The 24,119-nt window shown below is 56.5% G+C and carries 23 protein-coding genes and 3 pseudogenes; 12 read left to right on the top strand and 14 right to left on the bottom strand.

Going from position 1 to position 24,119, the window contains the following annotated elements:
- Positions 1-2: 2 nt before the first annotated feature.
- From AC1DXW_RS14135 to AC1DXW_RS14125, 3 genes are all read right to left on the bottom strand, one after another.
- Positions 3-635, bottom strand: a complete 633-nt coding sequence (locus AC1DXW_RS14135; RefSeq protein ID WP_477756485.1) for a hypothetical protein — start codon at positions 633-635, stop codon at positions 3-5.
- A gap of 79 nt (positions 636-714) precedes the next feature.
- Positions 715-4,191 (bottom strand): type I restriction-modification system endonuclease, encoded by a 3,477-nt coding sequence (hsdR, locus tag AC1DXW_RS14130; protein ID WP_477760104.1) that lies wholly within the window; start codon positions 4,189-4,191, stop codon positions 715-717.
- 702 nt (positions 4,192-4,893) lie between these two features.
- Entirely contained in the window at positions 4,894-5,889 is a 996-nt protein-coding gene (locus AC1DXW_RS14125; RefSeq protein ID WP_477760103.1) for a tyrosine-type recombinase/integrase, read from the bottom strand.
- Here AC1DXW_RS14125 and AC1DXW_RS14120 point away from each other — a divergent pair.
- The 3 genes from AC1DXW_RS14120 (at position 5,882) to AC1DXW_RS14110 (ending at position 9,012) form a co-directional block, all read left to right on the top strand.
- On the top strand, positions 5,882-6,145 hold the full coding sequence (locus AC1DXW_RS14120; RefSeq protein ID WP_177413246.1) for a hypothetical protein: 264 nt from the start codon (positions 5,882-5,884) through the stop codon (positions 6,143-6,145). The genes AC1DXW_RS14125 and AC1DXW_RS14120 overlap by 8 nt on opposite strands.
- Before the next feature lie 28 nt (positions 6,146-6,173).
- The gene (locus AC1DXW_RS14115) at positions 6,174-6,629 is read left to right on the top strand and encodes a hypothetical protein (protein WP_477760102.1); all 456 of its coding nucleotides are present in this window, start codon (positions 6,174-6,176) and stop codon (positions 6,627-6,629) included.
- Between the two features lie 211 nt (positions 6,630-6,840).
- A complete protein-coding gene (locus tag AC1DXW_RS14110; RefSeq protein ID WP_477760101.1) occupies positions 6,841-9,012 on the top strand; it encodes a right-handed parallel beta-helix repeat-containing protein in 2,172 nt (723 codons plus the stop codon).
- A 149-nt stretch (positions 9,013-9,161) separates the two neighbouring features.
- On the opposite strand, the pseudogene AC1DXW_RS14105 reads toward AC1DXW_RS14110, so the two are convergent.
- Positions 9,162-9,337, bottom strand: a pseudogene (locus AC1DXW_RS14105) (transposase); the annotation flags it as partial.
- A gap of 104 nt (positions 9,338-9,441) precedes the next feature.
- Here AC1DXW_RS14105 and AC1DXW_RS14100 point away from each other — a divergent pair.
- The 4 genes and pseudogenes from AC1DXW_RS14100 (at position 9,442) to AC1DXW_RS14085 (ending at position 11,090) form a co-directional block, all read left to right on the top strand.
- Positions 9,442-10,035, top strand: coding sequence for a serine O-acetyltransferase (locus AC1DXW_RS14100; protein WP_477756953.1), 594 nt, complete (start codon positions 9,442-9,444; stop codon positions 10,033-10,035).
- Between the two features lie 266 nt (positions 10,036-10,301).
- Positions 10,302-10,382: pseudogene (locus AC1DXW_RS14095) on the top strand (glycoside hydrolase family 19 protein); the annotation flags it as partial.
- Between the two features lie 2 nt (positions 10,383-10,384).
- Complete coding sequence (locus tag AC1DXW_RS14090) at positions 10,385-10,810, top strand: cell wall hydrolase (protein ID WP_477760100.1); 426 nt, start codon at positions 10,385-10,387, stop codon at positions 10,808-10,810.
- A gap of 70 nt (positions 10,811-10,880) precedes the next feature.
- A complete protein-coding gene (locus AC1DXW_RS14085) occupies positions 10,881-11,090 on the top strand; it encodes a DUF7940 domain-containing protein (RefSeq protein ID WP_477756482.1) in 210 nt (69 codons plus the stop codon).
- 100 nt (positions 11,091-11,190) lie between these two features.
- Here AC1DXW_RS14085 and AC1DXW_RS14080 read toward each other — a convergent pair whose 3' ends face one another.
- Together AC1DXW_RS14080 and AC1DXW_RS14075 are read right to left on the bottom strand one after the other, a co-directional pair.
- Complete coding sequence (locus AC1DXW_RS14080) at positions 11,191-11,637, bottom strand: winged helix-turn-helix domain-containing protein (protein WP_477756481.1); 447 nt, start codon at positions 11,635-11,637, stop codon at positions 11,191-11,193.
- A 734-nt stretch (positions 11,638-12,371) separates the two neighbouring features.
- Positions 12,372-12,641 carry a short-chain dehydrogenase gene (locus tag AC1DXW_RS14075; RefSeq protein WP_477756480.1) on the bottom strand — a complete coding sequence of 90 codons (270 nt, stop codon included), beginning with the start codon at positions 12,639-12,641 and terminating at the stop codon, positions 12,372-12,374.
- Positions 12,642-13,107: 466 nt separating this feature from the next.
- Here AC1DXW_RS14075 and AC1DXW_RS14070 point away from each other — a divergent pair, with 466 nt between their 5' ends.
- Complete coding sequence (locus tag AC1DXW_RS14070; RefSeq protein WP_477756479.1) at positions 13,108-13,329, top strand: hypothetical protein; 222 nt, start codon at positions 13,108-13,110, stop codon at positions 13,327-13,329.
- Positions 13,330-13,402: 73 nt separating this feature from the next.
- Here AC1DXW_RS14070 and AC1DXW_RS14065 read toward each other — a convergent pair whose 3' ends face one another.
- Positions 13,403-14,164 (bottom strand): transporter substrate-binding domain-containing protein, encoded by a 762-nt coding sequence (locus AC1DXW_RS14065; RefSeq protein ID WP_477760121.1) that lies wholly within the window; start codon positions 14,162-14,164, stop codon positions 13,403-13,405.
- Between the two features lie 392 nt (positions 14,165-14,556).
- Between AC1DXW_RS14065 and AC1DXW_RS14060 the strand changes: the two genes are divergently transcribed.
- From AC1DXW_RS14060 to AC1DXW_RS14050, 3 genes are read left to right on the top strand one after another with little or no spacing between them, the layout of a single operon-like run.
- Positions 14,557-14,784, top strand: coding sequence for a hypothetical protein (locus tag AC1DXW_RS14060; protein ID WP_477754081.1), 228 nt, complete (start codon positions 14,557-14,559; stop codon positions 14,782-14,784).
- Positions 14,781-16,193, top strand: coding sequence for a PAAR domain-containing protein (locus tag AC1DXW_RS14055; protein WP_477754080.1), 1,413 nt, complete (start codon positions 14,781-14,783; stop codon positions 16,191-16,193). Before AC1DXW_RS14060 ends, AC1DXW_RS14055 begins: the two co-directional genes overlap by 4 nt.
- 17 nt (positions 16,194-16,210) lie before the next feature.
- Positions 16,211-16,579, top strand: a complete 369-nt coding sequence (locus tag AC1DXW_RS14050; protein WP_223542390.1) for a hypothetical protein — start codon at positions 16,211-16,213, stop codon at positions 16,577-16,579.
- Positions 16,580-16,780: 201 nt separating this feature from the next.
- On the opposite strand, the pseudogene AC1DXW_RS14045 reads toward AC1DXW_RS14050, so the two are convergent.
- The 7 genes and pseudogenes from AC1DXW_RS14045 to AC1DXW_RS14015 form a co-directional block, all read right to left on the bottom strand.
- Positions 16,781-17,065, bottom strand: a pseudogene (locus AC1DXW_RS14045) (type II toxin-antitoxin system RelE family toxin); the annotation flags it as partial.
- Positions 17,058-17,297 (bottom strand): type II toxin-antitoxin system RelB/DinJ family antitoxin, encoded by a 240-nt coding sequence (locus tag AC1DXW_RS14040; protein ID WP_477754079.1) that lies wholly within the window; start codon positions 17,295-17,297, stop codon positions 17,058-17,060. The gene AC1DXW_RS14040 and the pseudogene AC1DXW_RS14045, both read right to left, overlap by 8 nt.
- Before the next feature lie 175 nt (positions 17,298-17,472).
- Positions 17,473-18,441 carry a copper homeostasis membrane protein CopD gene (gene copD, locus AC1DXW_RS14035; RefSeq protein ID WP_477760099.1) on the bottom strand — a complete coding sequence of 323 codons (969 nt, stop codon included), beginning with the start codon at positions 18,439-18,441 and terminating at the stop codon, positions 17,473-17,475.
- A 3-nt stretch (positions 18,442-18,444) separates the two neighbouring features.
- Positions 18,445-18,828, bottom strand: coding sequence for a copper homeostasis periplasmic binding protein CopC (gene copC / locus AC1DXW_RS14030; protein WP_477754077.1), 384 nt, complete (start codon positions 18,826-18,828; stop codon positions 18,445-18,447).
- Between the two features lie 52 nt (positions 18,829-18,880).
- Positions 18,881-19,744: a copper resistance protein B gene (locus AC1DXW_RS14025; RefSeq protein WP_477754076.1), complete on the bottom strand. Its 864-nt coding sequence runs from the start codon at positions 19,742-19,744 to the stop codon at positions 18,881-18,883.
- A 10-nt stretch (positions 19,745-19,754) separates the two neighbouring features.
- Entirely contained in the window at positions 19,755-21,461 is a 1,707-nt protein-coding gene (locus tag AC1DXW_RS14020; protein ID WP_477754075.1) for a copper resistance system multicopper oxidase, read from the bottom strand.
- Positions 21,462-21,569: 108 nt separating this feature from the next.
- Positions 21,570-22,271 carry a murein L,D-transpeptidase catalytic domain family protein gene (locus tag AC1DXW_RS14015; RefSeq protein ID WP_477754074.1) on the bottom strand — a complete coding sequence of 234 codons (702 nt, stop codon included), beginning with the start codon at positions 22,269-22,271 and terminating at the stop codon, positions 21,570-21,572.
- A gap of 85 nt (positions 22,272-22,356) precedes the next feature.
- Here AC1DXW_RS14015 and AC1DXW_RS14010 point away from each other — a divergent pair, with 85 nt between their 5' ends.
- Positions 22,357-24,114 (top strand): L,D-transpeptidase family protein, encoded by a 1,758-nt coding sequence (locus tag AC1DXW_RS14010; protein WP_477754073.1) that lies wholly within the window; start codon positions 22,357-22,359, stop codon positions 24,112-24,114.
- Positions 24,115-24,119 lie beyond the last annotated feature (5 nt).

Here is a 24,119-nt window from a genome sequence, read left to right as displayed (position 1 = left end):
GGTTAAAGAATTTTCTCACGTAGCAGTTTGTTCGCCAGATTGGCTTCCCGAGCATTGCCCAGGCGCACGGCATCGATCAGCGCCAGGTATTCATATAGGCGCGGGTCTTTCTTGACGGCACCGGGCACTGTCTTGAACAGGGGCGTGATGGATTGCCCTTTGCGCGTGCCATAGGCGTCTGGCCAGACGTGAATCAGGTCGCCGCCGCTCATCAATTTGCCCTGCAACACGGGGGCGGAAAAACTGGTGGGGATGCCGCGGACCAGTTCGGCGGGCTTGACCGGAAACACATAGCGCAAGCCGTGCTCAATAAACCCCAACAGCGCTTTGCTGTTGACCCGAGGCAGCAGGGTGCTTGGCTCCAGGCGTAACAGTCCAATTTGCTGGCAGCGTTTGAGTGCAGAGGCAACTTCGGTTTTGCTGATGCCCAGTGAGGCTTGCAGGGCGCGCACGGAGTAGCTTTCCTGGTGCACGGGCGGGTCTTGTTCGGTGTGGTCTTCCCAGCCTTGCCATTGCTCGGCGGTGTCGCTGAGCTTGAGCAGTTCTGCTGTTTCACTGTCGAGTTGCTGCTGCTGGCGCTCGCGCTGCTCCAGGCAAATCAGTTTGATCAGCAACAGTACGTCTTGACTCTTCATATCACCTCAGCTAGCAACTGTCCTTTGTCCTGGGACTGAGGACAGTCTAGGTGTTTTCGCCCGGTCGCTGTCAATGGGCTCAGCCGACCGCAGGCCACAGGTTGTCATTCAAGGCTCCCAATACCTTATCCAGGTTGCCGCCCAGGTGACGGTTCAAGCTCTTGAGGCCGCCATCGTTCTGGAAGGCATCGTTGACTTGTTGCGGGTCAATGACCACCTCGTGCACCAATTGTTTGGCCAGGCGATCAAGCCACTTGCGTTGTACGGACGTCCACGGCTCAAGGGCGTAAATTTTTTGCATGGCGTTGGCCACGCGTTGGTCGAAGGGCAGAAGGGCTTCGCCTATCGCGGCCTGGCGGATAAAGCCAATGATGCTGGCAGCGATTTCCTGGTTGGTCTGGTTGCGCCAGGCGCTTTTGAGGCTGACTTCGCTGAAACCATGCTGATCCAGCAGCAAGCGCACAGTGCGCAATTGTTCGCGGGTGAGGTCTTTGGGGCGATTGACGACTACGCCCAAGGCTGTGGATTGGTTGAGTTGGCTGTGGACGAAGTCGTGGAAGCTTTCGAGGTAATCCTGGGGCTTTTGATAGGCGCCGTAGCTTTGCTCACGCAGGAGCAGTTCGTCGCTGTGGGTGGAAATGATCGGATAGTTTTCCGAGCCCAGCAGGGTGCTGACGGCATTCAATTGGGTCAGCAGTTGGCTATGTTCGCGAATGAACTCGGCCGCCTGCCTTGGCCCCAGCTCATGCAGATGTTTGTGCAGTTTTGCCGGTTCCACGCCCCACATGTCCTCCAGTTCCTCAAGCTTCTTCTTCAGCGGGGGCTTGGTTTCAGCTTTGTGATCGGCCTTGCGCAAAATCCGCATGATGCGCTGGCTGAGTACGTCGAGCACGTCATGGGCGTGGCTGCTGTCTTCCTGATTACCGGGAGCGTCATGACTGGCATCGCTGGTGAGTTCGCTGACCAATTGCTCCAGGGATACGTTGGGGTTTTTCACCAGCGGCTTCATGGTGTCGACGGCTTCCAGGCTGGCGTAGAGGTCGACCGGGTCGTAAATGCGGAATACCGTTTTGCCGATGTCGTCGCAACGGCGGGTGGCGCGGCCTTTCATCTGCTCATAGAGGATGCGTGAGCGTACCCGGCGCATAAACACCAGATTGCAGATTTTTGGCACGTCGATGCCGGTGGTCAGCAGGTCGACGGTGATTGCAATGCTGGGGTGCGGTTCGTTTTTGTATTTGCGAATCAGCTGTTCGACCTTGTCGCTTTGGCCGGTGATGATCTGCACCGTTGCCTGGTTGTATTGCTCGCCGTAAGCGTCTTTGAAGGCTTCATTGAGCAGGTTTTTTACCCGCTCGGCATGGGCCTGGTTGACGCAGAAGATCATGGTTTTTTCTTCGCCAAAAGGGTCCAGCTCATTGGCCAGGGCATCGCAAATCACTTTGTCAAAAGCAGGGGTGATCACCCGGCGGTTGAACGACTCGATGTTGAAGTTGAGTTCGTCCTCCAGCTCGGCGACATCGACTTCGCCGGTCTGTGTATCGATGACGCTGACCGATTCTCCCTTTTCAAAACGGATGCCGTGTTTGCTCAGTTGCGTCTCGTAACGGATCGGCGGTTCATGGTCGATCAGCCAGTCGTCTGCCACAGCTTCGCGATAGCTGTAGGTGAACACGGGTTTGCCGAAAATCTCGCTGGTGTGTTTGGCCGGGGTCGCAGTCAGGCCGACTTTGCACGCATCGAAATAATCCAGTACGCGGCGGTACTGCGAGAGGTACTGATTGTGATCGCGGACGGCCAGTTCGCCCTCGCTCATTTCCTGATCAAGGGTGTAACCACGGTGGGCTTCGTCGACGATGATGCAGTCGAACTCGCCGACTGAAGGTGGCGTGTCGGAGCGGAAAATCCGGCTGACCATGGCCTGTACGGTAGCCACCTGGATGCGGGTTTCCGCTTCGGCGGCCATGTCGCCCAGCTCTTTGATGTCGTAGATCTGCGCGAGCGTGTGGTTTTGCTCAAGGGTGGTGTCGTTGAACGAGTCGATCGCTTGCTGACCGAGGGCGCTGCGATCGACCAGAAACAGAATGCGCTTGAAGCGTTCGGTTTTCAGGAAGCGGTACATCAAGCCAATGATAGTGCGGGTTTTGCCTGTGCCAGTGGCCATCGCCAGCAGGCAGTCGCGTTGGTTGTTGGCCAAGGCTTGTTCAACGGCATGGATCGCCTTTTCCTGGTAATCGCGCAACTTCAGATAGGCGAAGCCTTCTTCTTTGAGCTTGGCTTCGGCCTCGGCACGGCTGCGCTTGAGCAGGTCGCGCAAGTCTTCGGGTTTATGGAAGTCTTGCAGCGGCCGGGCTGTGTTGGCCGGGCTGCGCAGGTCTCGGAACCAGGTGCCGGATTGTTCGGCGAGTTGCTTGATGTAAGGGCGACCATTGCAGGCGAAGGCGAAGGGCACCTGGAAGGTTTTGCCTTCACCATCATTCCAGGCAGCAGGGTGACCGGCCTCCAGCCATGGTTTCAGCTGGTCCGGGGCGAACCTGTATTCGCGCGAATAACGCGCAGCCTGTGGAATGCGGTCTGCAACATTGATGCGTTTACGCTTGGCTTCAACGATGGCTACCGGCGTCAGGCCTGCAAACAGGACATAGTCGGCATCGGCGTTTGGAATGCTGGTGGGCCATTCGGCGATAGCTTTGTTTTTTCCCTTTTCGGGGCGGGCGCCTTTTTTGTATGTCAGATCGAGGGAGTCCGCGTCCCAGCCAGCATTGACCAACTGCTGGTCAATGAGGATCCGGGTGAGGTCTTCGCTCAAGTCAAATTTTTGGGTCGCCCGCATTGTGCGGTGCATGACCTGTGATGAGGCCTGTGGCTGGGTTAGCAGCTGAACTTGCAGTGCTTTGATGCTTTGCTCGTGCTCACTGCGCAACCTTTCCAGTTCGGCTTCATGCTGTTTGGCTTGCTGCTTGTGGAGGCTTGATTCAGCACCCATTTGCTCAGCGAGAACGGCGTATTCTTCAGCTTCACGCTTTATCAGCTCAGCCAGTTGCTGGTTGTTTTCTAGTTGCTCACTCGACTCACTCAATTGAGCTTTCAGCTGCTCAATCTGGTTTTGTAGGTCGCGCAGCGGAGTGCTGGGGTCTTCCGGATTTACAAAGGGGCCGGGGCTGAACTTATCACCTTGCTTGCCGAACGACTGGTGGTACCAAATGGTCAAGGCGCGGGCGACCCTCAGCCCGTCCAATGCTTCACGATGCTGAGTACGAAATTGGTGAGTGGCTTTGTTGCCTTCGGTGCGCAGCGTGTGGAACAGACTGCGGATTTTTTGATCGAGCTGGATATCCCGGCTTAATTTGTAGAGCAGGTCGGTCTGCTTGGTGGTGGCATCGAACTCTATACCGGCGCGGCTGGCCAGGTCTTGAGCCAAAGCCTCGCCCAGCTGGCGCAGCTTTATCAGGGTCGTGTTGGGATCGCTGGCAAAGATCTGTTCGGCCGTGGTCGCCAGTTGCAGGAAAACAGGGTCGTGTTCCTGAAGAAAGGAGAAGTTACTGTTCGCGGCCATGGTCGATCCTGTGCATGCTCACTCCTTGATTACGCGTCGCTGAGCTTAGTGGCGCAATGATGCGTCAGATCTTACATAAGATGAGCGAGGTTTGACCATGGTTCGGGAGTACTAATAGTTGGCGCCGACGCCGAATTGACCCACGTGCCGACGCAAGACTGACCCAACTCCAATTGGCAGAAATCCAGCTCAGGAAATGGTTCGCGAGGAATCAGGCAGGATCAGTGGCATCTCGGTAACTGGTCAATTCAGCGTCGGCGCCAACAGTCTCTTAGCGTCATGTCTGGGATGTCAGTCCGGAATGTCATGGATTGGACAGACTTTCGTGTAAAAAATAGCTCTTTCTGGGCTATTTCTGTCTTTTTCACTGCTTAATTTTTGCTACAGCAAGGATTGTTTAGTTTTTATAGTGCTGAAATATAAAGGAATATTATTTTAGTCAGTCCAGTCCATCATCGGCGCGACGGAGAAACGGCGGGAGAGTGGGGCGGGTGTGGCGGTGGTTACGGACATGAGGGATCTGGAATCGGTGAGGCTGGGAGGTGAGGGAGTTTATCAGGAATGGGCTGATGGAGCTTGGGCATGCCTCAGGACGATTGGGCAGGTGCTGGGTATTGCGTTGATAAAATCACGAAAAAGTAGGAGATTTCCCTCAAATCGCGTCCCAAACTTTGGGAATATTTTGGGCAAACGACCACTGCGCTACACCTTCAGGTCGGCTTTCACCTTCATGTAAACCACTTCATCATCACCGAGTCCCGCCTGGTAATGTTCGGTCATCTTCACGTCAGCGTGCCCCATCAGAGCCTGAATGTATTCCTGCTCGAAACCCTGTTGCTCATACAGCCAGGCACCAAGCGCGTGAATCTCGTGGAAGGTTGGGCGCTCACCGGCCGGCATTTCCTCATAAGCCTTCGAATCGTCCCGCGCCTGGGCGAAAGGCTTGGTCAGATAGTCCGCCGTCACTGCGTTCCAGTGTAGCTTGGCGTCCAGCTGGGTCCGCTTGCGCGCCTTTGGCGAGTAGTGAATCAGGTGCGGGCAGACGACCGGCGATCTCACGCACTCCAGCACCACCTCCCGCGGGGCCTGCCCCATGACAATCTCCAGGTGCACAGGTTTCCCATAGTTCTGCGTCTTCCCGGGCGACACCTTGATGGTGTTCAGCTCGAGGTCCACGGCCGATTTCGGCCACATCACGATATCCTCCCGGCGCTGAAGACTCAGCAACCCCAGTCGAATCGCGCGCTTCAGCCAGACCGGCGTCTCCACGTATTCCAAAATCTTGTTCAGACCCTCGACGGTGTGCCGCTGGCGCTTCTTCTCGGCTTCCTTCTTTACCAGGGTCAGCTCTGCGCAGTTGCGATCGCACAAACCCTTGGCCACGGCAAACGCGAATACCTGGACCAGCAGGCCCCGGTGCTTGGTGTAGGCGTTGTTATCGAAACCATCCAGGTACTCCGCTACTGTCAGCACATCCAGTTGGCCCATCATCAGGTGACCCAGGTCCTCGCGGTACCGTGCCAGTTTGAATTTGATTTCCTTCAGGGTGCTGGCGGCGTAGGTCTTGGTGGTCAGCCATTCTGTTTCGAAGCGCTTCAGGCAGCCGGTGAACTTAGGTGCGGCATCATCGGTGATCGTGGCCAGCACCGAGCCCTTCGATTGGTCGGCCAGCGGGGCGCAGGTGGTCGCCTTGCGCAAGCAGGACGGAAAGCTCTCCGGTTCGTGGCCGGCGACCTACGTGGATGAATACCGGGTGAGCGTGAGCAGCCTGGATTTTGATCCCGATACCGCCTGGGATCCGGAGCCACCGCACCTCCTATTCGGCCCGGTTAATCGGTGGAGTTACCCCACACTGGTCACCGTCGTGAATCCATCAGGCAGCGGAAGCGTCGCGGTGGAAGGCATGCCCTACGACGCGCGGGTGTACCTCTATGACAACAGCGCCCCGGAATGAAGCATTTATCGGTCCATAGAGGCAGCAAATGATTGAGTCTCCGAAGTTTCTGCCCCTGCCGCAGCGCGAAGGTTATGGCTTTCAATCCGTGAGCCCGATTGCTCGCTCTGATCTGCAGAGTGGGCGAGCCAGGCAGTGGCGTCGATTCACATCAGTCCCCACCGTGGCGACAGTCACGTGGCTTCTGAATGACACAGAAGCGCAGCTGTTTGAGGGATGGTTCGAGCACATCCTGCTTTCGGGCAGTTTATGGTTTCAATGCCCACTTAAGACGCCACTAGGCTTTGATTATCACCGAGCCCGCTTCATTGATATTTACGATGGGCCGAATTTGGTCGGCGTAAGTCATTGGCGTTTTACCGCCAAAGTCGAACTGTTCAAGCGCCCCATTCTGGACGCGGGCTGGATTATCACTGTACCCAACTACGTTGCTATGGCGGACATCTTCGACCGCGCCATAAACCACGAGTGGCCAGCAGGGTAGGTCTGCATGGTGTTTGGCTGCGTCTGCGTCAGTCTGTTGCAACGATTCGTACATTCTTCATTCGGCCTACAACGCCTGCGCCGGTACACTGCCAACCGATTCTATTTTGAGGTTGGTCGTAATGGTTAGTCGCCGGCAATTGATAAAAATCAGTGCACTCGGCACCGCTTCATTTGCGGCGCCGGCGGCTTACTCTGTGAGCGAGATGACCATGAGCTACAACACCCGAAACCCGATCGGCAGCACCGATCCGCGCGATTTGTCGGACAACGCGAAATGCTTAGATAGCTTCGCGAACGGGCCCGAGCCCACATATACAGATCGGCTTGGGGCGAATCGCAAAAGCATCCCGGGGATGATTGCAGAGTTTGATACCTGCCAGTTGCAACGGGGTGAAGCGTTTCATAGTGCTCAGACCAACCGCGAATCGGCGTTCGATGCGGCGCAGCTTGCGCGTGATACTGAGTTCTCCGACGATCAGGACAATCGCGAAGCGCAATTCAATTCCTTCATAGATGCCAGTGGTTACGAGCCGTCGATTGCCTACGCATCTGGAATCCTGCTAGATCGCACCACCAAAACAGTGGCGTATCTGGGTAATGAATACCGGGCGAAAAGCTCGTTCATCCCGATGACGACTACTAGCTGGGCGACCGACGAAGCTAAGCTAAAGCTGATCGGTGACGACTCTTTGCGGCAGAATCTGGCAGGCTTGCCCGGGTCAGCTATGGTCGGTCATGCGCGCGCCCGGCTGGCCACTGCCATCACGAACGCTGGCCAGTTACTGTCGGTGCAGGCTGTAAGTGTTTGGGAGTTCGCTCATCTAATTACTGTCAAGCCTGTTGCCCTAAACCCGGACACTTGGGACTGGTATCCCGCGGTAAAAGCTGCCCTAGAATACTCCGCAGCCTGGGGGGTCGAGGTCGACGGCTATAACCAACTCTGCTACATCGGAACCAAGATCACCATCGCTACCGGCCAAGTGCGGCTTAAGAACGCCACAATTAAAGCACTGCCTAGTGTCACTGGGACTATGCTAAAGCTGAACGGCGCCACCGCAAACCCGCAGTTCAATCAGGTCGTATTCGACGGAAACTACTCCGCGTACTCTTGGGTAGAGGTGGAGAACACTCACGATGCGGCGTTTACAGGTTGTACATTCAAGACTCTCGGTAATAATCAACCTAACGTCTTCGGTCTATGGGTCAAGGGCTCGAAAAGGGTTATAGTTCTGGGCTGTCGCTTTTCTGACCTCACATCGCTAGATGTAACTCGTGCCATCTACTTCATGGGTGACTGTCGCGGGGCGATCATGTCGGCCAATACCTTTTCCAACATCACCAGCTTGGGCGATGACGCTGACGCCATCGTGTGTGAGGAATTCAGCAGCGATAACCAAGCATTCGTCGTTGATGGTAATTATTTCGAGAACGTTCAGAAACGCCTGGTCAAGGCGGGCGGTAACGGTTGGGTGATCACCAATAACCGAGCGAAGACCACGCTAAGCGGTGGATTGTATTCGATCTTCTCACTCTACGGTTCCGATATCGTACTGACAGGGAACAACATTGAAGTAACAAGCGCTAACGTCGATTACCCAATTGACCTTGGCGGCATCCCTGGCAGCATGGCGTCAGCCAGAAACATTACTATCGCGCACAACATCTTCCGCCTTAAGCCGGTAGTAAGTCCTGGCGTGCAGGATCTTATCCGCCAGTCAAACGTAATCGAGAACCTTCGTGTACATGACAACTACGTGGACCATTGTCGCGCTTTTTATAACAACCCCCTCAGCTTCACGTTGAATAACGCGCATTTTTTTAACAATACGTCTGAGTTCTGCTACGGGAACGACTTCAACCTGGGGGTGGATGCCACCGGCAGTGACGTTCTTATCTTCGGCCACACGAGCCTTAAATCCGTTACGGGTTTTGGTCTGATTTATGGTGGAGGGCTTCTAACTGGGGTTTCAGCCAGCAGCAACAACTACAAGAAGTCTTCTGGCCTGTCGTCGAGCGACATCCGCTTCATTGAGGCGAACGGCAACATCAACAATGGCGTAGTGGACGCGAACGGGGAATATCGAAATGGTGCCCGCTGGTACCACCGCGCATCAGCTCCGGGCAGCGGTCAGCATCGCGTAGGTGACATTACTTGGCGCACGCCAGTTGTTGCGGGCCAAAATGGTGGGTGGCTATGCGTAGCAGATGGTGCTCCGGGCACCTGGGTTCCATTCGCCCCGACCCAGACTACAAATGCCTATTCTGTTACCGGGGGCACCGATAATAGGGCACTAGCTATCTCGGGGGCCACGGTGGATTCAGTGGCGAGCGTGTTGGGAACGCTGATTCGGGATCTGCGCACCTCCGGTCTCCTTAAGTAAAAGCGATTCGTCTATCCGGCCCGTCTCACGGTAGGTTTTTTCGCTTTGAGAAAAGCAATAGAGCGACCGCCTAGCTTGGCCAGAAGGCATCAGCAGATACTGATGGAATGGACACACTATCGGGGAAGGCTCGATCAGCCGGACTTCAGCCCGAACCGCTCAGGAATGTCGCGCCATGCCGTTCCGGAGCACAGATCCATAAGATGCCGTTAAGCATAGGTCGATCGTCGCTGCGGGGGGCATTAGATTTCTTTTCGTAAGAAACCGCATCAGCGATTAATTCCCAAGCGGAATCCGTCAGTTTATAACAAAGATGCAAAAGCATGATTGCTTTGTGAGCGATCATAGAATAATAATGCGCGGCAACATAAGAAAGCATAGTTTGTACATTAAGTCACGCAAACAAATAGTTAAATGCAGGGAGCGTAAATGATTAGTTCACACGATGAATATATTGAATATCTAGAGGCAGATAGGATCTCCTTAAATAGAAAGAAAAGTCTAAAAATGTATTTTTTTGATGATATTTGGCGTTTTCAGCGACTAATGAGAAAGCTAGAATACCTAACAAACTGCAAGAAAAACAGGATTCTCAAAAATATCGTAAAGTATCAATATCTAAAACAGAGCTTGAAGTTGGGATTCGAAATACCAATAAATGTCTTTGGGCCTGGATTATCAATTGCACACGCAGGAACTATCGTTGTAAACAGTGGCGCAAAAGTCGGCGCAAATTGCCGCCTACATGTATGCGTGAACATAGGGACCGAGGCTGGAAAAGATCATGCTGCTCCGTCAATAGGTGAAAACTGCTATATAGGTCCTGGAGCGAAGCTATTTGGAAGAATAGATATTGGGCCAAACATGGCAATCGGAGCCAACGCAGTGGTAGCGAAGAGCTTCCCCGCTGGAAACGCAACAATTGGCGGAGTGCCAGCAAAAATAATATCTGAGAAAACATCAGATGGGCTTCTGATCAAGGGATACACAAAACTGACAATAGAGAAAATCAAAATTCATTAAAAGCCTCTAATGCAGTTAGCCGAGGTTTCAGCGAGTGCGCCCCGGCAAAATCGGGTTGACTGAATTTTTATCTGCAGGGAGTTCTCATTTTAGGTAAATCGAGCCACTCGACACCCTTGAGCCATTTGTTGTGTGCCGGGCGCTCAGGGCGGAAGGCGTAGCGCCCTTGCGCGCTGGGATCTTCTGGGCTCGCGTGCGAATAGCTGGAGCGTCCAAATACACCAAGACCCCGACTAGTTCGGGGTTTTTTACGACCGAAGAAAAGTATGCCGATCACCACGCAGCAACTGCTGCAGATCCTCCCGAACGCCGGCCCAGTTGCCGGCGTTTTTATGCCCGGAGAAAATAAATGACTGCAACAGAAAAAGATCGCGACATCCTAGCCCGCACTCTGTGGGGAGAGGCTCGAGGCGAAAGCTTGGCCGGCCAGATCGCCGTGGCTTGGACCATCCGCAACCGCGTGAACGATGGCAAGGCTAAGTCGTGGTGGGGCGAGGGCTACACCGGCGTCTGCCAGAAGCCGTACCAGTTCAGCTGTTGGAACAAGAACGATCCGAACTTCGCCTACATGAGTGGCGCGAAACAGATTCCTTTCCGCGAGTTTGCGCAAGCGCAGATCGCCGCTGACCAGGTGATGGCCGGCAAAGTACCGGACCCCACCGGCGGTGCAACCCACTATTACGCGACCACCATGCCAAAACCACCTACGTGGATTAAGGACGCCAAGCAGGCGATGAAGCTCGGGCGTCACATTTTCTTCAAGGATGTGCCGTGAGCCCCGCGGCACTGAAGTTTGCATTTTACCAGGTCGCGCTGAAGGCGCTGGTCCGAACCTTTCCCAACACATGAGGCAACAAAATATGCAACTGATTAGTAATTGGAAAGATGCTTTGAAGATGTCCAGTGTTCAGGCTGGCGGTGCGATTGCGGCGCTGGGTATTGCTGAGCAGATGTTGCCTCAGTTGCAGGCGGTTCTGCCGCCTGCAGCCTACGGTGTTCTGGGCATTCTGGTGATGCTGGCACGGGTGATCCTGCAGCCCAAGCTGAGTAACTAGCGAGGGACTGGCGCGAGCTCAAAGAATTGGCGCTATCACCGGCGACGGCGATCAAGGACTGATCACCTTGATCGCGTGCCATTGTTTCGTGAAAGAGGTCTCAGCCATGAACCAGAGACTTTATTGTTTGGGTAAGGCAGTAACCACGACTTCTTACTGAACGGAGGAGGCATTCTCCTTTAGTGACCTTCTTGAATTTCGCTTGCAGTCTACTGAGGCACATGGGCAATCCTTTGTAATTATAAGGGTCCTTATTTAACTTCATAAGGATCTCCTCGTTGCTAACAACACGCTCCTCGCTGCTTGTTAATAAGTCAAGTACTACGCATTCCATGCGTGTTAAATTGATAATCGTTAGGTTGTTAGAAAGCAGGCGTTGGGGTTTGTTGAATGCCCAAGTTTGTAACTTTGGCATGTTGATGCGATCAGATACACACGTAGGACCGCGATGGTCGATCCAGGCAACCACCTCATCGATAGTATGTCCGAGGGCAATTAAGTCTTCATCGGAAGGATTGAGATGGGCGGGGGGTAGATCTTCTGGCATAGCGCTTCCTCCATGCACAAGAAAAGCGTAGCCCAAGAGGTGCGCCCACTGTAAATAGACGGCGAAAAAAAACCCGCGTGGGCGGGATTAAGGGGGGACAAACAAAAAGAAAGGTGCTGATCCGTCAGCAGAGGTCAGCTTAGACGGGAGTTGGCGGAGTGCTCTGACGGAAAATAACGCAGCGCTTGGGTCGATCTCAATCGTTCATCAGTTCGGCGATTCCGTACATGATGGCCTTCAAGTTCTCATTGAATTTCGTTAGTGAGTTGCGGATTCTGCCCGTGTCATCGGTGTAGCCGTGCAGTTGCAAAGATGGAGAGCCTCACATAAAGTCCGGATGTATGGCTGCAATCTCAACCCCGTCTGTGTTGTCACGAATTGAAAGCTCGGCAAACTGGGGGCGTCCATGTATGTGAGAGGACGGCGGATGTAAATCCGCCTCCTACTCGATTGTTGGAACCACAAAACGAACTTCCATTTCTCTATAAAAGCCCCTTTGAAGGCTGTTGTAGGAAAAAGACATTTCCTTTTGACGAAACTTCTTAATCGTTCTTTTGACCCTGCCTTGAGCGTCGCGACGCTGTTAGCGTCCTCTCGGCATTTCCCGTCGTAGCCTGGTGGACATATGTGACAAGGCCGGGACACTGGGCAGGGTAAGTTAAAGCAGGACTGCGAAATTCGAACGGCACCGGAAGGTGCCGTTTTTTCGCCCAAGTAGAACGCCTCTCCTGATTTCAGGACGGCTCTGAATCCATCCGCCGCGCAATCACATCCAACACATCACAACCATCGCGCAACGGCACGCAGCACAACAACGCAAAGTCGCTGAGAACCACCGTATCGCTGGTGATGTCACCACGCATTGCAAGATTTTCAAGAATCTGCGTCACAGCTCGAATTCTATAGCTGGCGGTGCTGAGCAGTGAATGCAGAGGTTGTGTGGTGTTGACGAACAGCGAGGGCAGGTCATCGGCATTGCTGGTTAAAGCCATGTACTCATTCATAAGTGAAGCTCCATTAGTTCATGAGAGCTATCACTCAATCGTCGCCAAACGAGAGGGTGGTAGCCGTACGCGGGTTGGCGAACCGGGCAATGGAGAAACCGGCAGACCCTGAGGTCTCCCGCGCACAGCCACCATAAAACAGGCAGCTAGGTGCGTTCCGAAGCGCTCCGAAATGGTCGAAGACTTCAGTTCAATTGCAATCGAGTCGCCAAACCCGACACGCCGTGAGGGCGTGGGCCGGACTATAGGACTCGTGGCAAAGGCGCAGCAATGGCGGAGTGTACGGACAATTCCTGATGTCGTGTAGGACGCTGCTCTTTTTGAGCAGTGGCACCGTTTTTTAAGACATCGCATTGCCTGAACCAACGCTGACTTGCCGAAAAGTTTCATGATGTGTCGTTGAAATGAGGCATAGGATAACCACCAAAGGTCATGCCCCCGCGCCTCAACCCACAGGAATAAAAAAATGATCGCAAACCTCGTCAAAGTCTCGCTGATCGCCGGTGCTTTGCTGTTGAGCGCCTGTTCCGGTGTGAGCTCCCATAGCGATTATTCGACCGACTCGGTGCAGCCGGCCGGTTTCGGCCCGGGGCCGACCAGCAGCAATACCGCCAAGATGAATTTCCATGGCAGCGCGCTCGGCAATAGCTTCGGCGAGTACAGTTCAGGATTGCTGCACGACGATTGATACGCGGTCCGCAATGAAAAAAGGGCGCTCCCATGGGAGCGCCCTTTTTTGTGCGGGTGTGAAGAGCGCCCCATTACTTTGCGTCAGGCACCACCAGCCACTGCCGCCGAATCTTCTGGTAGTTGCCCGTCGCCTTGGCCAGATGCAGCCATTGATCGACGTACAGTTTCCAGGTGATGTCGTCGCGGGGCAGCAGGTAGGCTTTTTCGCCGTATTGCAGGTAGTGCGTGGGGTTGACGGCGCACAGGCCCGGTTTGAGTTTCTGCTGATACAGCGCCTCCGACGCATCGGTGATCATCACGTCGGCCTTTTTATCCAGCAGTTCCTGAAAAATGCTGATGTTGTCGTGCAGCTGCAATTGCGCCTGGGGCAGGTAGGCGTGAACGAACGCTTCGTTGGTGCCGCCGGCAGGTTCGACCAGGCGAACCGAGGGCTGGTTGATCTGTTCGACGGTCTGGTACAGCGCCTGGTCTTCGCAGCGCACCAGCGGGATTTTGCCGTCGACTTCCAGGGTGGTGCTGAAGAAGGCTTTTTTCTGCCGTTCCAGGGTGACCGAGATGCCGCCCATGGCGATGTCGCACTTGCCGGCGAGCATGTCGGGCATCAGGGTTTTCCAGGTGGTGGGCACCCACTCGACCTTGACGCCCAGGCTGTCGGCCAGGGTGCGGGCCATGGCGATGTCGATGCCGGAATATTCGCCGTCCCCGGCTTTGAGGGTGTAGGGCTTGTAGTCGCCGGTGGTGCAAACGCGCAGTTGTCCCTGTTGCATGACGCTGTCCAGGTGCGAAGGTTCTGCCTGTGCGCCAAGGGCGAGTGCGAGCAAGCCGCCGAGCATCATTGCTCTGTTGATTTTCTTCATTGTTATCGGGCTTTTGTGCTGGAGTGGTTTTGAAGGGGAGTGTAGTGAAACTTTCACCGGTGTGAAAAATTCCGTCCGGGAAGATGTTGTTTTTTAGTTAACCCATCGGACTACGCTCGCACGTGAAATAACCACACACAGCGGGCTTCCACTGCGCAAAAAAATACTTCTTGTAACTCCCGTTGTAGGAAATGGGTTGTTGGTTATTGCGAAAATTCCTATTCGTTCATTTTGGCTATGCCATTGGATTGCGTTCAGCAAGCGTCCCACCGTCTTATTCGTCGTCGCCCAATATTCTCTCTGCTCGGCGCTTCTGCCGAGATGAGAAGGAAAGGCAACTCAAACCGATGACGATAAGGAAGTTGCAAATGAATGCACCTGCGCATCCCTTGTATACCAACGAAGTCTCCGCTGAATTTCTTCGCAGTCTTGACGCCCCCCACTTCACTGAAGGGCGGCTTGCGCACTTTTGCGACGAAGCTCTGGCAGTTGTTCGCCAGGGGCAGGCATACATGGAAGCTCATCCCGCTCACGCCATTTACCGAATCGCAACCGAGGACTTTCTGCCTTCCATCAAGGAGGAAGAACATCAATGAACGAAGGACATTTCATTGGTCTGCATGACAAGACCACCTGTGGCGGTAAGGTCCTGGATGGTGACACCCGGATCATGATGTACGGCATTGCCCATGCCCGCGAGGGTGATCGAGTCACCTGTGGCAAGGACGGCAAGACTTACAAAATTGTCGGTGGCATTTCGCACATGATCAGTCATGGCAAAGCCATGGCGGGCACGCTGGACAGCCACAGCGATTGCCCCTGCAAGGCCCGGCTGATCCCCTCGGTGGTCACGGCGACCTATCGCAGCGCTAACTCCGCACCGCGAACGGGCAGGGACGTTGTGCAACCCGTTTCCAGTGCGGCAACCAGTCAACCGGCCGCGCCACGTCAGCCTGGTTTCGCCCCTTCGTACCCACCGGCGCCTGTCATATTCGCCCGCGTAGACCCTCAAGAACCGGGCTTCCATGTGGTGCCCAAAAGCATGACCCGCGAAGCCCTGGAGGCCACGCTGTTCGCCACGCCCGGTGCCGCCGTGATGCGCAAGTTTCGGGCACTCAACCCAGTATCAGACAACATCAAAGCCGGCTCGTTGATCGTACTGAGCGACCCGAACAACACCTCCTGCACCTACCAGGAAGCGCAGCTGATGCAGGCCGCGCAGCAGGTCAAGGCCGCCCTTGATCCCCTGACGCCGGAGGAAGCTGAGTTCATGTTCCGCCATGCAGCGGAAATCGCCAGTTTTACCGGCGAGACTTCGACCTGGCTCGGCGTCAGCGCGGTGGTGATGGAAAAACACCTGGCCCGACTGCGCGACACCCTGCAAGCCATGGAGCGCCTGCATCAGGACAGCTATCGTCAGCACGGCCACCTGCGATCGCCGCAGTTCTTCGCCGAACGCCAGCGCCTGCTCGCCCAACTCGATGCTCATCTGCTGAACTCCACTCGCCTGCGCGGCCAGACCACCCTGGGCGATCACCCCAAGTTGAAAACGGCCCTCGGCATTTCCAGTCGCAGTCTGGTGCACCATTGGGACAAGGCTGGGGCGCCGGGGCAGATACCGGGGTATTCCAACCACGTGAACGCGACCAGTCGGGCAGCCAAGTACATGAGCACCGGTGGTTACATCGGTGTTGGTATTGGCGGGGTTTCTTCGCTGTTGGCTGTTCAGGAGGTTTGTAATAGTGGCTCTGGGTCCGCTTGCGAGAAGGTCAGGTTTACGGAGGGAGGAAAGTTTGTTGGGTCCACCTTTGGTGGCGTTGCGGGTGCAGAGATAGGTAAATATGTCAGTGGACCTATCTGTCTGGCGCTTGGCGTCTCTACAGGAATTGGGGGAGTTGTCTGCGCCGCGACCTTGATAGGTGCTGGAACATGGGTGGGCACAACTTATATGGGGGATGGGGGTGAGTTAATGGGTGAAATTTTATACGAGAAAACCCAGCCATGATGGGAAAGGGTTTTTGGATGTCCTGGCTAGCTTTTTGGCTTCTAGCCGGTCCGATCTTGCTGGCCATTGCGAGCACTGCATACAGTCTCTACCTCAGATGGCGTTACCTTGACGCCATGCTGGAGGCCTTAAAAAATAGTCGTTATGTCCACACCTGGGGGCCAGGTTTGCGGCAGCAGGGGTGGTTTGGGGGCCTCTTGCTGATAGCAAAAATCGCCGGGATGGTGACTATGCCAAGGGTTTCAATCCGCATTGGTGAGCTGGACCCCGAGGATATTAAAAACTTTCCCCCACATCTAAAGCGTCTTTTGAAAATCAAAGCGGTGATGCTGGTTGGCATTGCTGTTTGGGGATTCATTGCGTATGGGCTGATGAAGTTGGAGTGATTTTTTGGGGCTATCACCTCAAGCTTAAAACGGCGCTCGGCATTTCCAGTCGTAGCCTGGTGGACCTCTGTGACAAGACCGGGGCACTGGGCAAGATAAGTTAAAGCAGGACTGCGAAATTCGAACGGCACCGGAAGGTGCCGTTTTTTTCACCGGTGTGAAAAATGAACGATCCCCCTAAACGAGAGGGTCAATCGACCACTACTTCAAACGTTCAGCCGCCTTGCGATAAACCTGCTCACGTTCCCGTTTATCCACGGCTACCGCAAACACAGTAATTTCCTGGTCAATCACTTGATAGACCAAGCGGTAACCGCTGCTACGTAGTTTGACCTTGTAGCAGTCGGGAAAACCATGCAGGCGGTTAGCTTCAATGCGTGGATTGTTCAGGATCTCCACCAGCTTCTTTTTGAGCTGCTGTCGGACTGTGTCGCCAGGTTTTTGCCACTCCTTCAATGCACGGGCATCAAACTCAAGGCTATAGGTCCTCTATAGAAACCTTTACTCGTTGAGGAGATGCAAGCCGTTCCCGCACGGTAGCCAATAAAGCCTCATCGTCTTCAGTCATCAAGACAGGCTTGAAAGGCAACTGACCACGCTCCGCTACATATTGCAGGGTCTGGCGCATCAGTTCGGAAGGCGTGACGCCGAGCTTTTCCAGTTCGAGAAAGGCGCGAGCCTTGAGGTCGTCATCGATACGGATGTTGATAGATGCCATGGGATAGATTCTCATGTAATGACATTTGTCATTACATTGAATCAAGAGTTCCTCATTGGCAAGTCCGCCGAGACGTACGGCTAATTTGGAGAAAATTCGTACTCGGGAGGATGAAAATGCCAACCAGCAAAGATCCCAACGCCTGGGCCTTTGCCCAGGCCTGGCTGGCCCAAGTTTAAATCAGTACGTAAATGTCAGAGATTTCCCCCTGAAGATGGCTCATTTCCACTTCCGGACTCAACGTCCCCAGCCACGCCACCAAGCCCACAATCAATACCGCCGCGATCATTTCCAGCACCACACTGCGCCGAAGTGCATGGGCTGCCACGCGATATTGGCCCTCTCGCAACGACCGCTCCAGCAAGGGCCCAAGATGAAAGCGGTTCAACGCCGCCAACACCAGCATCCCGGCAAACAGCAACACTTTGATCGTCAGCAAAATTCCGTAGTGGCTGAGTAAAACCTCATCGAGCTTCGGCCCGACGATGAACAGGTAGTTCACCACGCCCGTCAGGGTGATGATGACGACGATCAGTGCTCCGGCAAGTTCGAATCGCTTGATCGCGCGAGCCAGTAAGCGAATGTGTGCTTCGGTTTGCAGAGCCCGGGTTTGCGCCATCAGGGCAAACGCCAGCAACGCACCGAGCCAGGCGCCCGCTATTTGCAGGTGCAGGATGTCCGCGGTGAAGTGCCAATAGCGGCGACTTCCGTCGTCCATGGCGCCGTGCCCGCTCCAGGCCAGGCCGGCGAGGGCGATGCCGCCGGCCGTGGCGGCGATCACCAGGCTAATGCCGGGCGCGCGTGGGTTGAGTATCGACGCCAGCCCCACGACCGCTAGCGCAATCATCCGCACAGCCCAGGCCAACCCGACATCGGTCTCGAACAGCATCATCTCGATGTGAGGTCGCAACTCGGCAACGTCTGATTCGCCGCTCATGGTGCTGGCCATCAGCACCATGCCGGCGCTCGACAACAATGCCCCGAGTCCGGCAAACCCCGCCAGCAATCCGCGAAAGGGCAGCACGGTCCCCGAACGTCGTTCCCGTCCTTCAAGGCTATACAGCCCGAACAGCGCCACGCCAAACAACAGCATCAAATCCACATACAACACAAACCGCAGCATGACGTTGGCCGAGTCGCTCATCGATCATTTCACTTTGAAGGTGACGTTGCCGGTGATCGGGTGGGTGTCCGACGACACCGCGCGCCATTCGACCTTGTAGGTGCCGGCAGTCAAGGGCGCTGTCGGGGTGATGAACATGGTCTTCGGATCACTGCCGCCGCTGACTTTGGCCTTGACCGGCATCGGGGCGTGGGCCATGCCGGACATTTCGGTCATCAGCAGTTTGGCGCCAGAAAACTGGGTGACGAGGTTTTCGGAAAAGTGCAGCTCGATCTTGTCGGGCGGCGTACCTTCTGCGCCTTGCGCTGGGGTGGAGGCGAGCAGTTTGGGGTGCGCTTGAGCGAGGGTGCTCATGAGCAGACCGCTGAGCAACGTGATAACGACGGCGGTGGGTTTGATGAGGCGCATGCAAGGTCCTTTACCGCTTGAAGCGGTTGTTGTTGGTTTGAGGTGAGTCTGTTCAGAACCACAGCCGAATACCGAGCACCAGGCGGGTTTCGCTGCGGTCCTCGCCTTCGTCACTGGCGTAGTCGGCGGTGTTGCCGTAGGTGCGGTTCCAGGTCACGCCGAGGTAGGGCGCGAATTCCCGGCGGATTTCGTAGCGCAGGCGCAGGCCGGCTTCGGTGTTGGACAGCCCCGCGCCGATGCCCCGTTGCGGGTCGTTTTTGCCATAGGCGTTGAGTTCGACGGTTGGCTGCAGGATCAGCCGATTGGTCAGCAGGATGTCGTAGTCGCCTTCCAGCCGCACGGCGCTCTGGCCGCCTTCGCCGATGAAAGCCGTGGCTTCGGCCTCGAAGTTGTACAGCGCCATGCCTTGCACGCCGAACGCGGCCCAGGTTTGCGGGGCGCCGGGCTTGAAGTCCTGGCGCACGCCGCTGACGACGTCCCACCACGGGGAAATGGCGTGGCCCCACAGGGCCTGGATTTCCGCGTCCTCGGTCACGCCATTGCTGCGTTCGCCTTCGGAGCGCAGCCACAGGCGATCGATGTCACCGCCGACCCAGCCGGACAAATCCCAGGCCAGGGTGCTGCCGTCATCGGCGTCCTGCCATTCCAGTTTGTCGGCGAGGAAGAATGAATTGAGCGTGCTGTCATGTACGTGGTGACCGGCGGGATCGGCATACACGGCAGCGCGATCGGCATCGGTCAGCACCGGGATCGGTGTGCGACTTTCGCTGGGGGCGGCGGGCTGCATCTGGCCCTCGTCCATGCTTTGCATCTGACTGTGGTCCATCTGGCTGTGATCCATGCCTTGCATGTCATCGCTGGCGGCCATCGCCGTCGAGGTCGCGAGTGCGAAAAAAACCGGGGTGAATCGAATCATGGGGTGCGCCTCATTCTTCCACGCGAACTTCACGGAACATGCCCATTTCCATGTGGTACAGGAGATGGCAGTGATAGGCCCAGCGGCCGAGCGCATCGGCGGTGACCCGATAGCTGCGCCGGGAGCCCGGTGGCATGTCGATGGTGTGTTTGCGCACCATGAACTGGCCGTTCTCGTCTTCGAGGTCGCTCCACATACCATGCAGGTGGATGGGGTGCATCATCATCGTGTCGTTGACCAGCACGATCCGCAGCCGCTCGCCGTACTTGAGGCGCAACGGCTGTGCATCAGAAAACTTCACGCCGTTGAATGACCAGGCGAATTTTTCCATGTGGCCGGTCAGGTGCAGTTCCAGGGTGCGGCCGGGCTCGCGGCCGTCCGGGTCTTCGAAGGTGCTGCGCAAGTCGGAATAGGTGAGCACACGGCGACCGTTGTTGCGCAGGCCCATGCCGGGATCGTCGAGTTTCGGTGAGGTGGACATGGCTTGCATGTCCACCAGCGGGTTGTCGGTTTCCGAGGCCGGGTGGGACTGCATGCCGGGCATGTCGCCCATGGCCATGTTGCCGTGATCCATGCCTGCCATGCTGCCGTGGTCCATGCCGGCCATGCCCATGTCATCCATGGTCACCAGCGGGCGCGGGTCCAGTGGCGGCAGCGGCGCAATCAGTCGCGCTTTTACCGCGAGGGTGCCGCGTGCGAATCCGGTGCGATCCATCGCCTGGGCGAACAGGGTGTAGGCCGCTTCGGTCGGCTCGACGATGACGTCGAAGGTTTCCGCCACGGCAATGCGAAACTCGTCGACGCTCACCGGTTTGACGTGCAGGCCATCGGCGGCGACCACGGTCATTTTCAGGCCGGGGATGCGCACGTCGAAGTAGGTCATGGACGAGCCGTTGATGAAGCGCAGCCGCAGCTTTTCCCCCGGGCGGAACACCCCGGTCCAGTTCATGTCCGGCGCCTGGCCGTTCAGCAGGTAGGTGTAAGTGGCGCCGCCGACGTCGGCCAGGTCGGTGGGGTTCATCTTCATCTCGGCCCACATCTTGCGGTCGGCGACGGTCGGCCCCCAGCCTTTTTCGCTGACGTCGTGGATGAAGTCGCCCACGGTGCGTTTGTTGAAGTTGTAGTAATCGGACTGCTTTTTCAGGGTCTTCATCAGGCCGACCGGGTCTTCGTCGGTCCAGTCGCTGAGCATCACCACGTAGTCGCGGTCGTACTGGAACGGCTCCGGGTCTTTGGCGTCGATCACCAGCGGGCCGTAGACGCCGGATTGCTCCTGAAAGCCCGAATGGCTGTGATACCAGTAGGTGCCGTTCTGTCGCACGGTGAACTGGTAGACGTACATGCCGCCCGGCTCGATGCCCTTGAAACTCAGCCCCGGCACGCCGTCCATGTTGGTCGGCAGCAAGATGCCGTGCCAGTGAATGGAGGTGCTGTCCTTGAGTTTGTTGCGCACCCGCAGCGTCACCGTATCGCCTTCACGCCAGCGCAGCAGCGGGCCGGGGATGCCGCCGTTGATGGTCATCGCGGTGCGTGGGCTGCCGGTGAAGTTGACCGGGGATTCGCCGATGTACAGGTCGAAATCGTGACCGGCCAACACCTGCGGTTCGCCGGGACTGCTGATCGCCCAGACCGGCGTGCGCCATAACCCGAGGCCGCCGAAGAGCCCGCCGATGGCCAGGCCTTTGACGAAGGTGCGTCTTGAAGTGTGGGAGTGCATGCCGTTTGTTCCGCCCGTCAGCCTGTTGAACTTGTCGACGAGGCTAACGGGCGGTGCCTTTCAGCAGGCTGAGGCGGGGATTACAGTTTTGACAGGTTGGGGCGTTGCTTACTGGCGCGAAGTGGTCTTTTCCCTCGAGGCCACGGTATCGCTGCCGCAGTTGATGTAGGAAGACGACTTCAACCAGCGCTGGTCCGGGTAGTAGGAAAACAACAACTGCCCGTCCTTCATCGAATCGATCAGTCGATGGGCAATCGCCGGTCTGACGGCCGGGCAACCCAGGCTGCGGCCGATCCGGCCATTCGCGCGGGCCAGCACCGGGCTGACATAGGGCGCGCCGTGAATGACGATGGCCCGGTCAAAGGCGTTATCGTTGAAGCCGGGCTCCAGGCCTTCCATGCGCAGCGAGTAACCGTTCTGGCCGAGGTAGCTCTCTTGTGTGCGGAACAGGCCGAGGCTGGTGGCGTGGCTTTCATTCTGGTTGGAGAACAGCGTGGCCATGTTTTCACCGCTGTTGCGGCCATGGGCGACCAGTTCGTGAAACAGCAACTTGCGCCGTTTAAGGTCGAAGACCCACAGGCGTTGTTCGGTCGAAGGCAGGGAATAATCGATCACCGCCAGTCTTTGGGCTGGGGCGACACCTTGGGCGCGGCTGCATTGGGTTGCGCGAACCGCCAGGGCAATCACTTTGGCGTCGGCGCCTGGAGCTGCTTTGACCAGCGCGTTTTCAAGCGAATCGGCGTAGGCTGACGTTACTGAAAGGCACGTCAGTAAAATGGCAAATAAAGGGCCAAAGCGGTTGAGCGCCATAGTCGGGTCTCATCATGATAATTTCGAGTCTAGCTGGCAGCGAGTGGAAAGCTAGCCGTTTGAAACGGGTGATTAAGGATTATCCATGGTGCAATTAACAAGGTCATTCGTCATAAGCCGCATATTTTTTATGGGCTTTCTGATCAGCGGTGCGGCGTTTGGGCAAACTTCGCCGATTGAGCCGGTATCTGCGGCAAGCAGCACAATCGATGCCGCAGCGCCCGACGATGCGGTCGGCCAGGCGATTCAGGCAACACTGGAACCGCTGCGCTCGGCCTTTCCGCCGTTGCTCACTTCGCGGCGCTATCAGCGCGTGGATGTCAGCCGGGTGGTGCTGGATTTCTATATGCATCGCAACTATCGCGCCGCGTGGACAGATGAACGTGACGTGGCCCAGTTACTCAAGAGCCTTGAAGACACCCGGATCGACGGCCTGAATCCGGCGGATTTCCGCATCTCCGAACTGGCTCAGGCCCATGAATCGCTGGTAGTGGCCATGCCTTCCACGGCGCAACGGGCGATGTTCGACATGGCGGCGACCCGCACGTTCATCACCGCGCTGCTGCAACTGCGGCGGGGCAAGGTCGATCCGTCGCGGCTGGACATTCACTGGAATTTCGAGCCTTCCGGCGGCGATGCCCGCGAAGACATGAACAACCTGTTCGCCGCCCTCGATGCCCATGACGTGGCGCGTGCCTTTGCCGAGGCGCCTCCTCAGGAAGAGATTTACCGCAACTTGCGTGAGGGCCTGGCCCGGTTGCGTCAGGTTCGTGATGCGGGCGGCTGGCCGAAAGTCACCGAAGGGCAATCGCTCAAGCCCGGCATGGACGGGGTGGCTGTCGCACAATTGCGTGCGCGTCTGGTGGCGGGCGGATACCTGGACCCGCAGCTGTCGAAAAAGGCCGGTTACGACGACAAGGTCATTGCCGCGGTGAAGAAGTATCAGACCGAGCAATACCTGGGTGCCGATGGCGTGGCGGGGGCGGCGACGCTGGCGGCACTGAACGTGCCGGTCGAGGCGCGGATCGATCAGGTGCGGGTCAACATGGAGCGCGCCCGGTGGCTGTTGTACAAGCTTCAGGGCACGTTCGTGATCGTCGATATCGCCGGATACAAGGTGGCGATGTACCGCGACGGTCTGCCGATCTGGCGTTCGCGGGTGCAAGTCGGTAAACCGGTGCGCAGCACGCCGGTGTTCCAGGCCGAAATCACCTACATCACGTTCAACCCGACCTGGACCGTGCCGCCGACCATTCTCAAGCAGGACGTGATTCCAAAAGTCCAGAACGATCCGGGCTATCTGGAGGCCAACCGGATTCGCGTGCTTGATCGCGAAGGCAATGTGCTCGATCCGTCGAGCGTTGACTGGAGCAACCCGCGAGGCATCCACCTGCGTCAGGATGCCGGGCCCGACAGTTCGCTGGGGCAGGTGGCGATCCGCTTCCCCAACGACTATTCGATTTACCTGCATGACACGCCGCACCGCGAACTGTTTGCCAAAACGGTTCGGGCCACCAGTTCAGGCTGCATCCGCGTGGAAAACCCATTGCAACTGGTCGAGTTGTTGTTCAACGACCCGGTGCGCTGGAACAGCGCCGGCATTCAGAAGCAGTTGGCCAATGGCAGGACCGAGAACATCCAGCTACCGGTGAAAGTGCCGGTGCTGTTGGCTTACTGGACCGTGGACCTGAGTAAGGATGGGCGGGTGACATTCAAGCCCGACATTTATGATTACGATGCCAGGGTGCTGCAGGGCTTGAGTCAGCCTGTGAAGTTGCCCGCTCTGGACTTGCGTCGAGCAGAGATACCGCTGGTGGTGAAGGGACAGAACCAACAGCAATGAAATAG

This window comes from Pseudomonas sp. P4_C4 (assembly GCF_056402055.1).
This window is presented reverse-complemented; position numbering and strand designations above follow the sequence as displayed.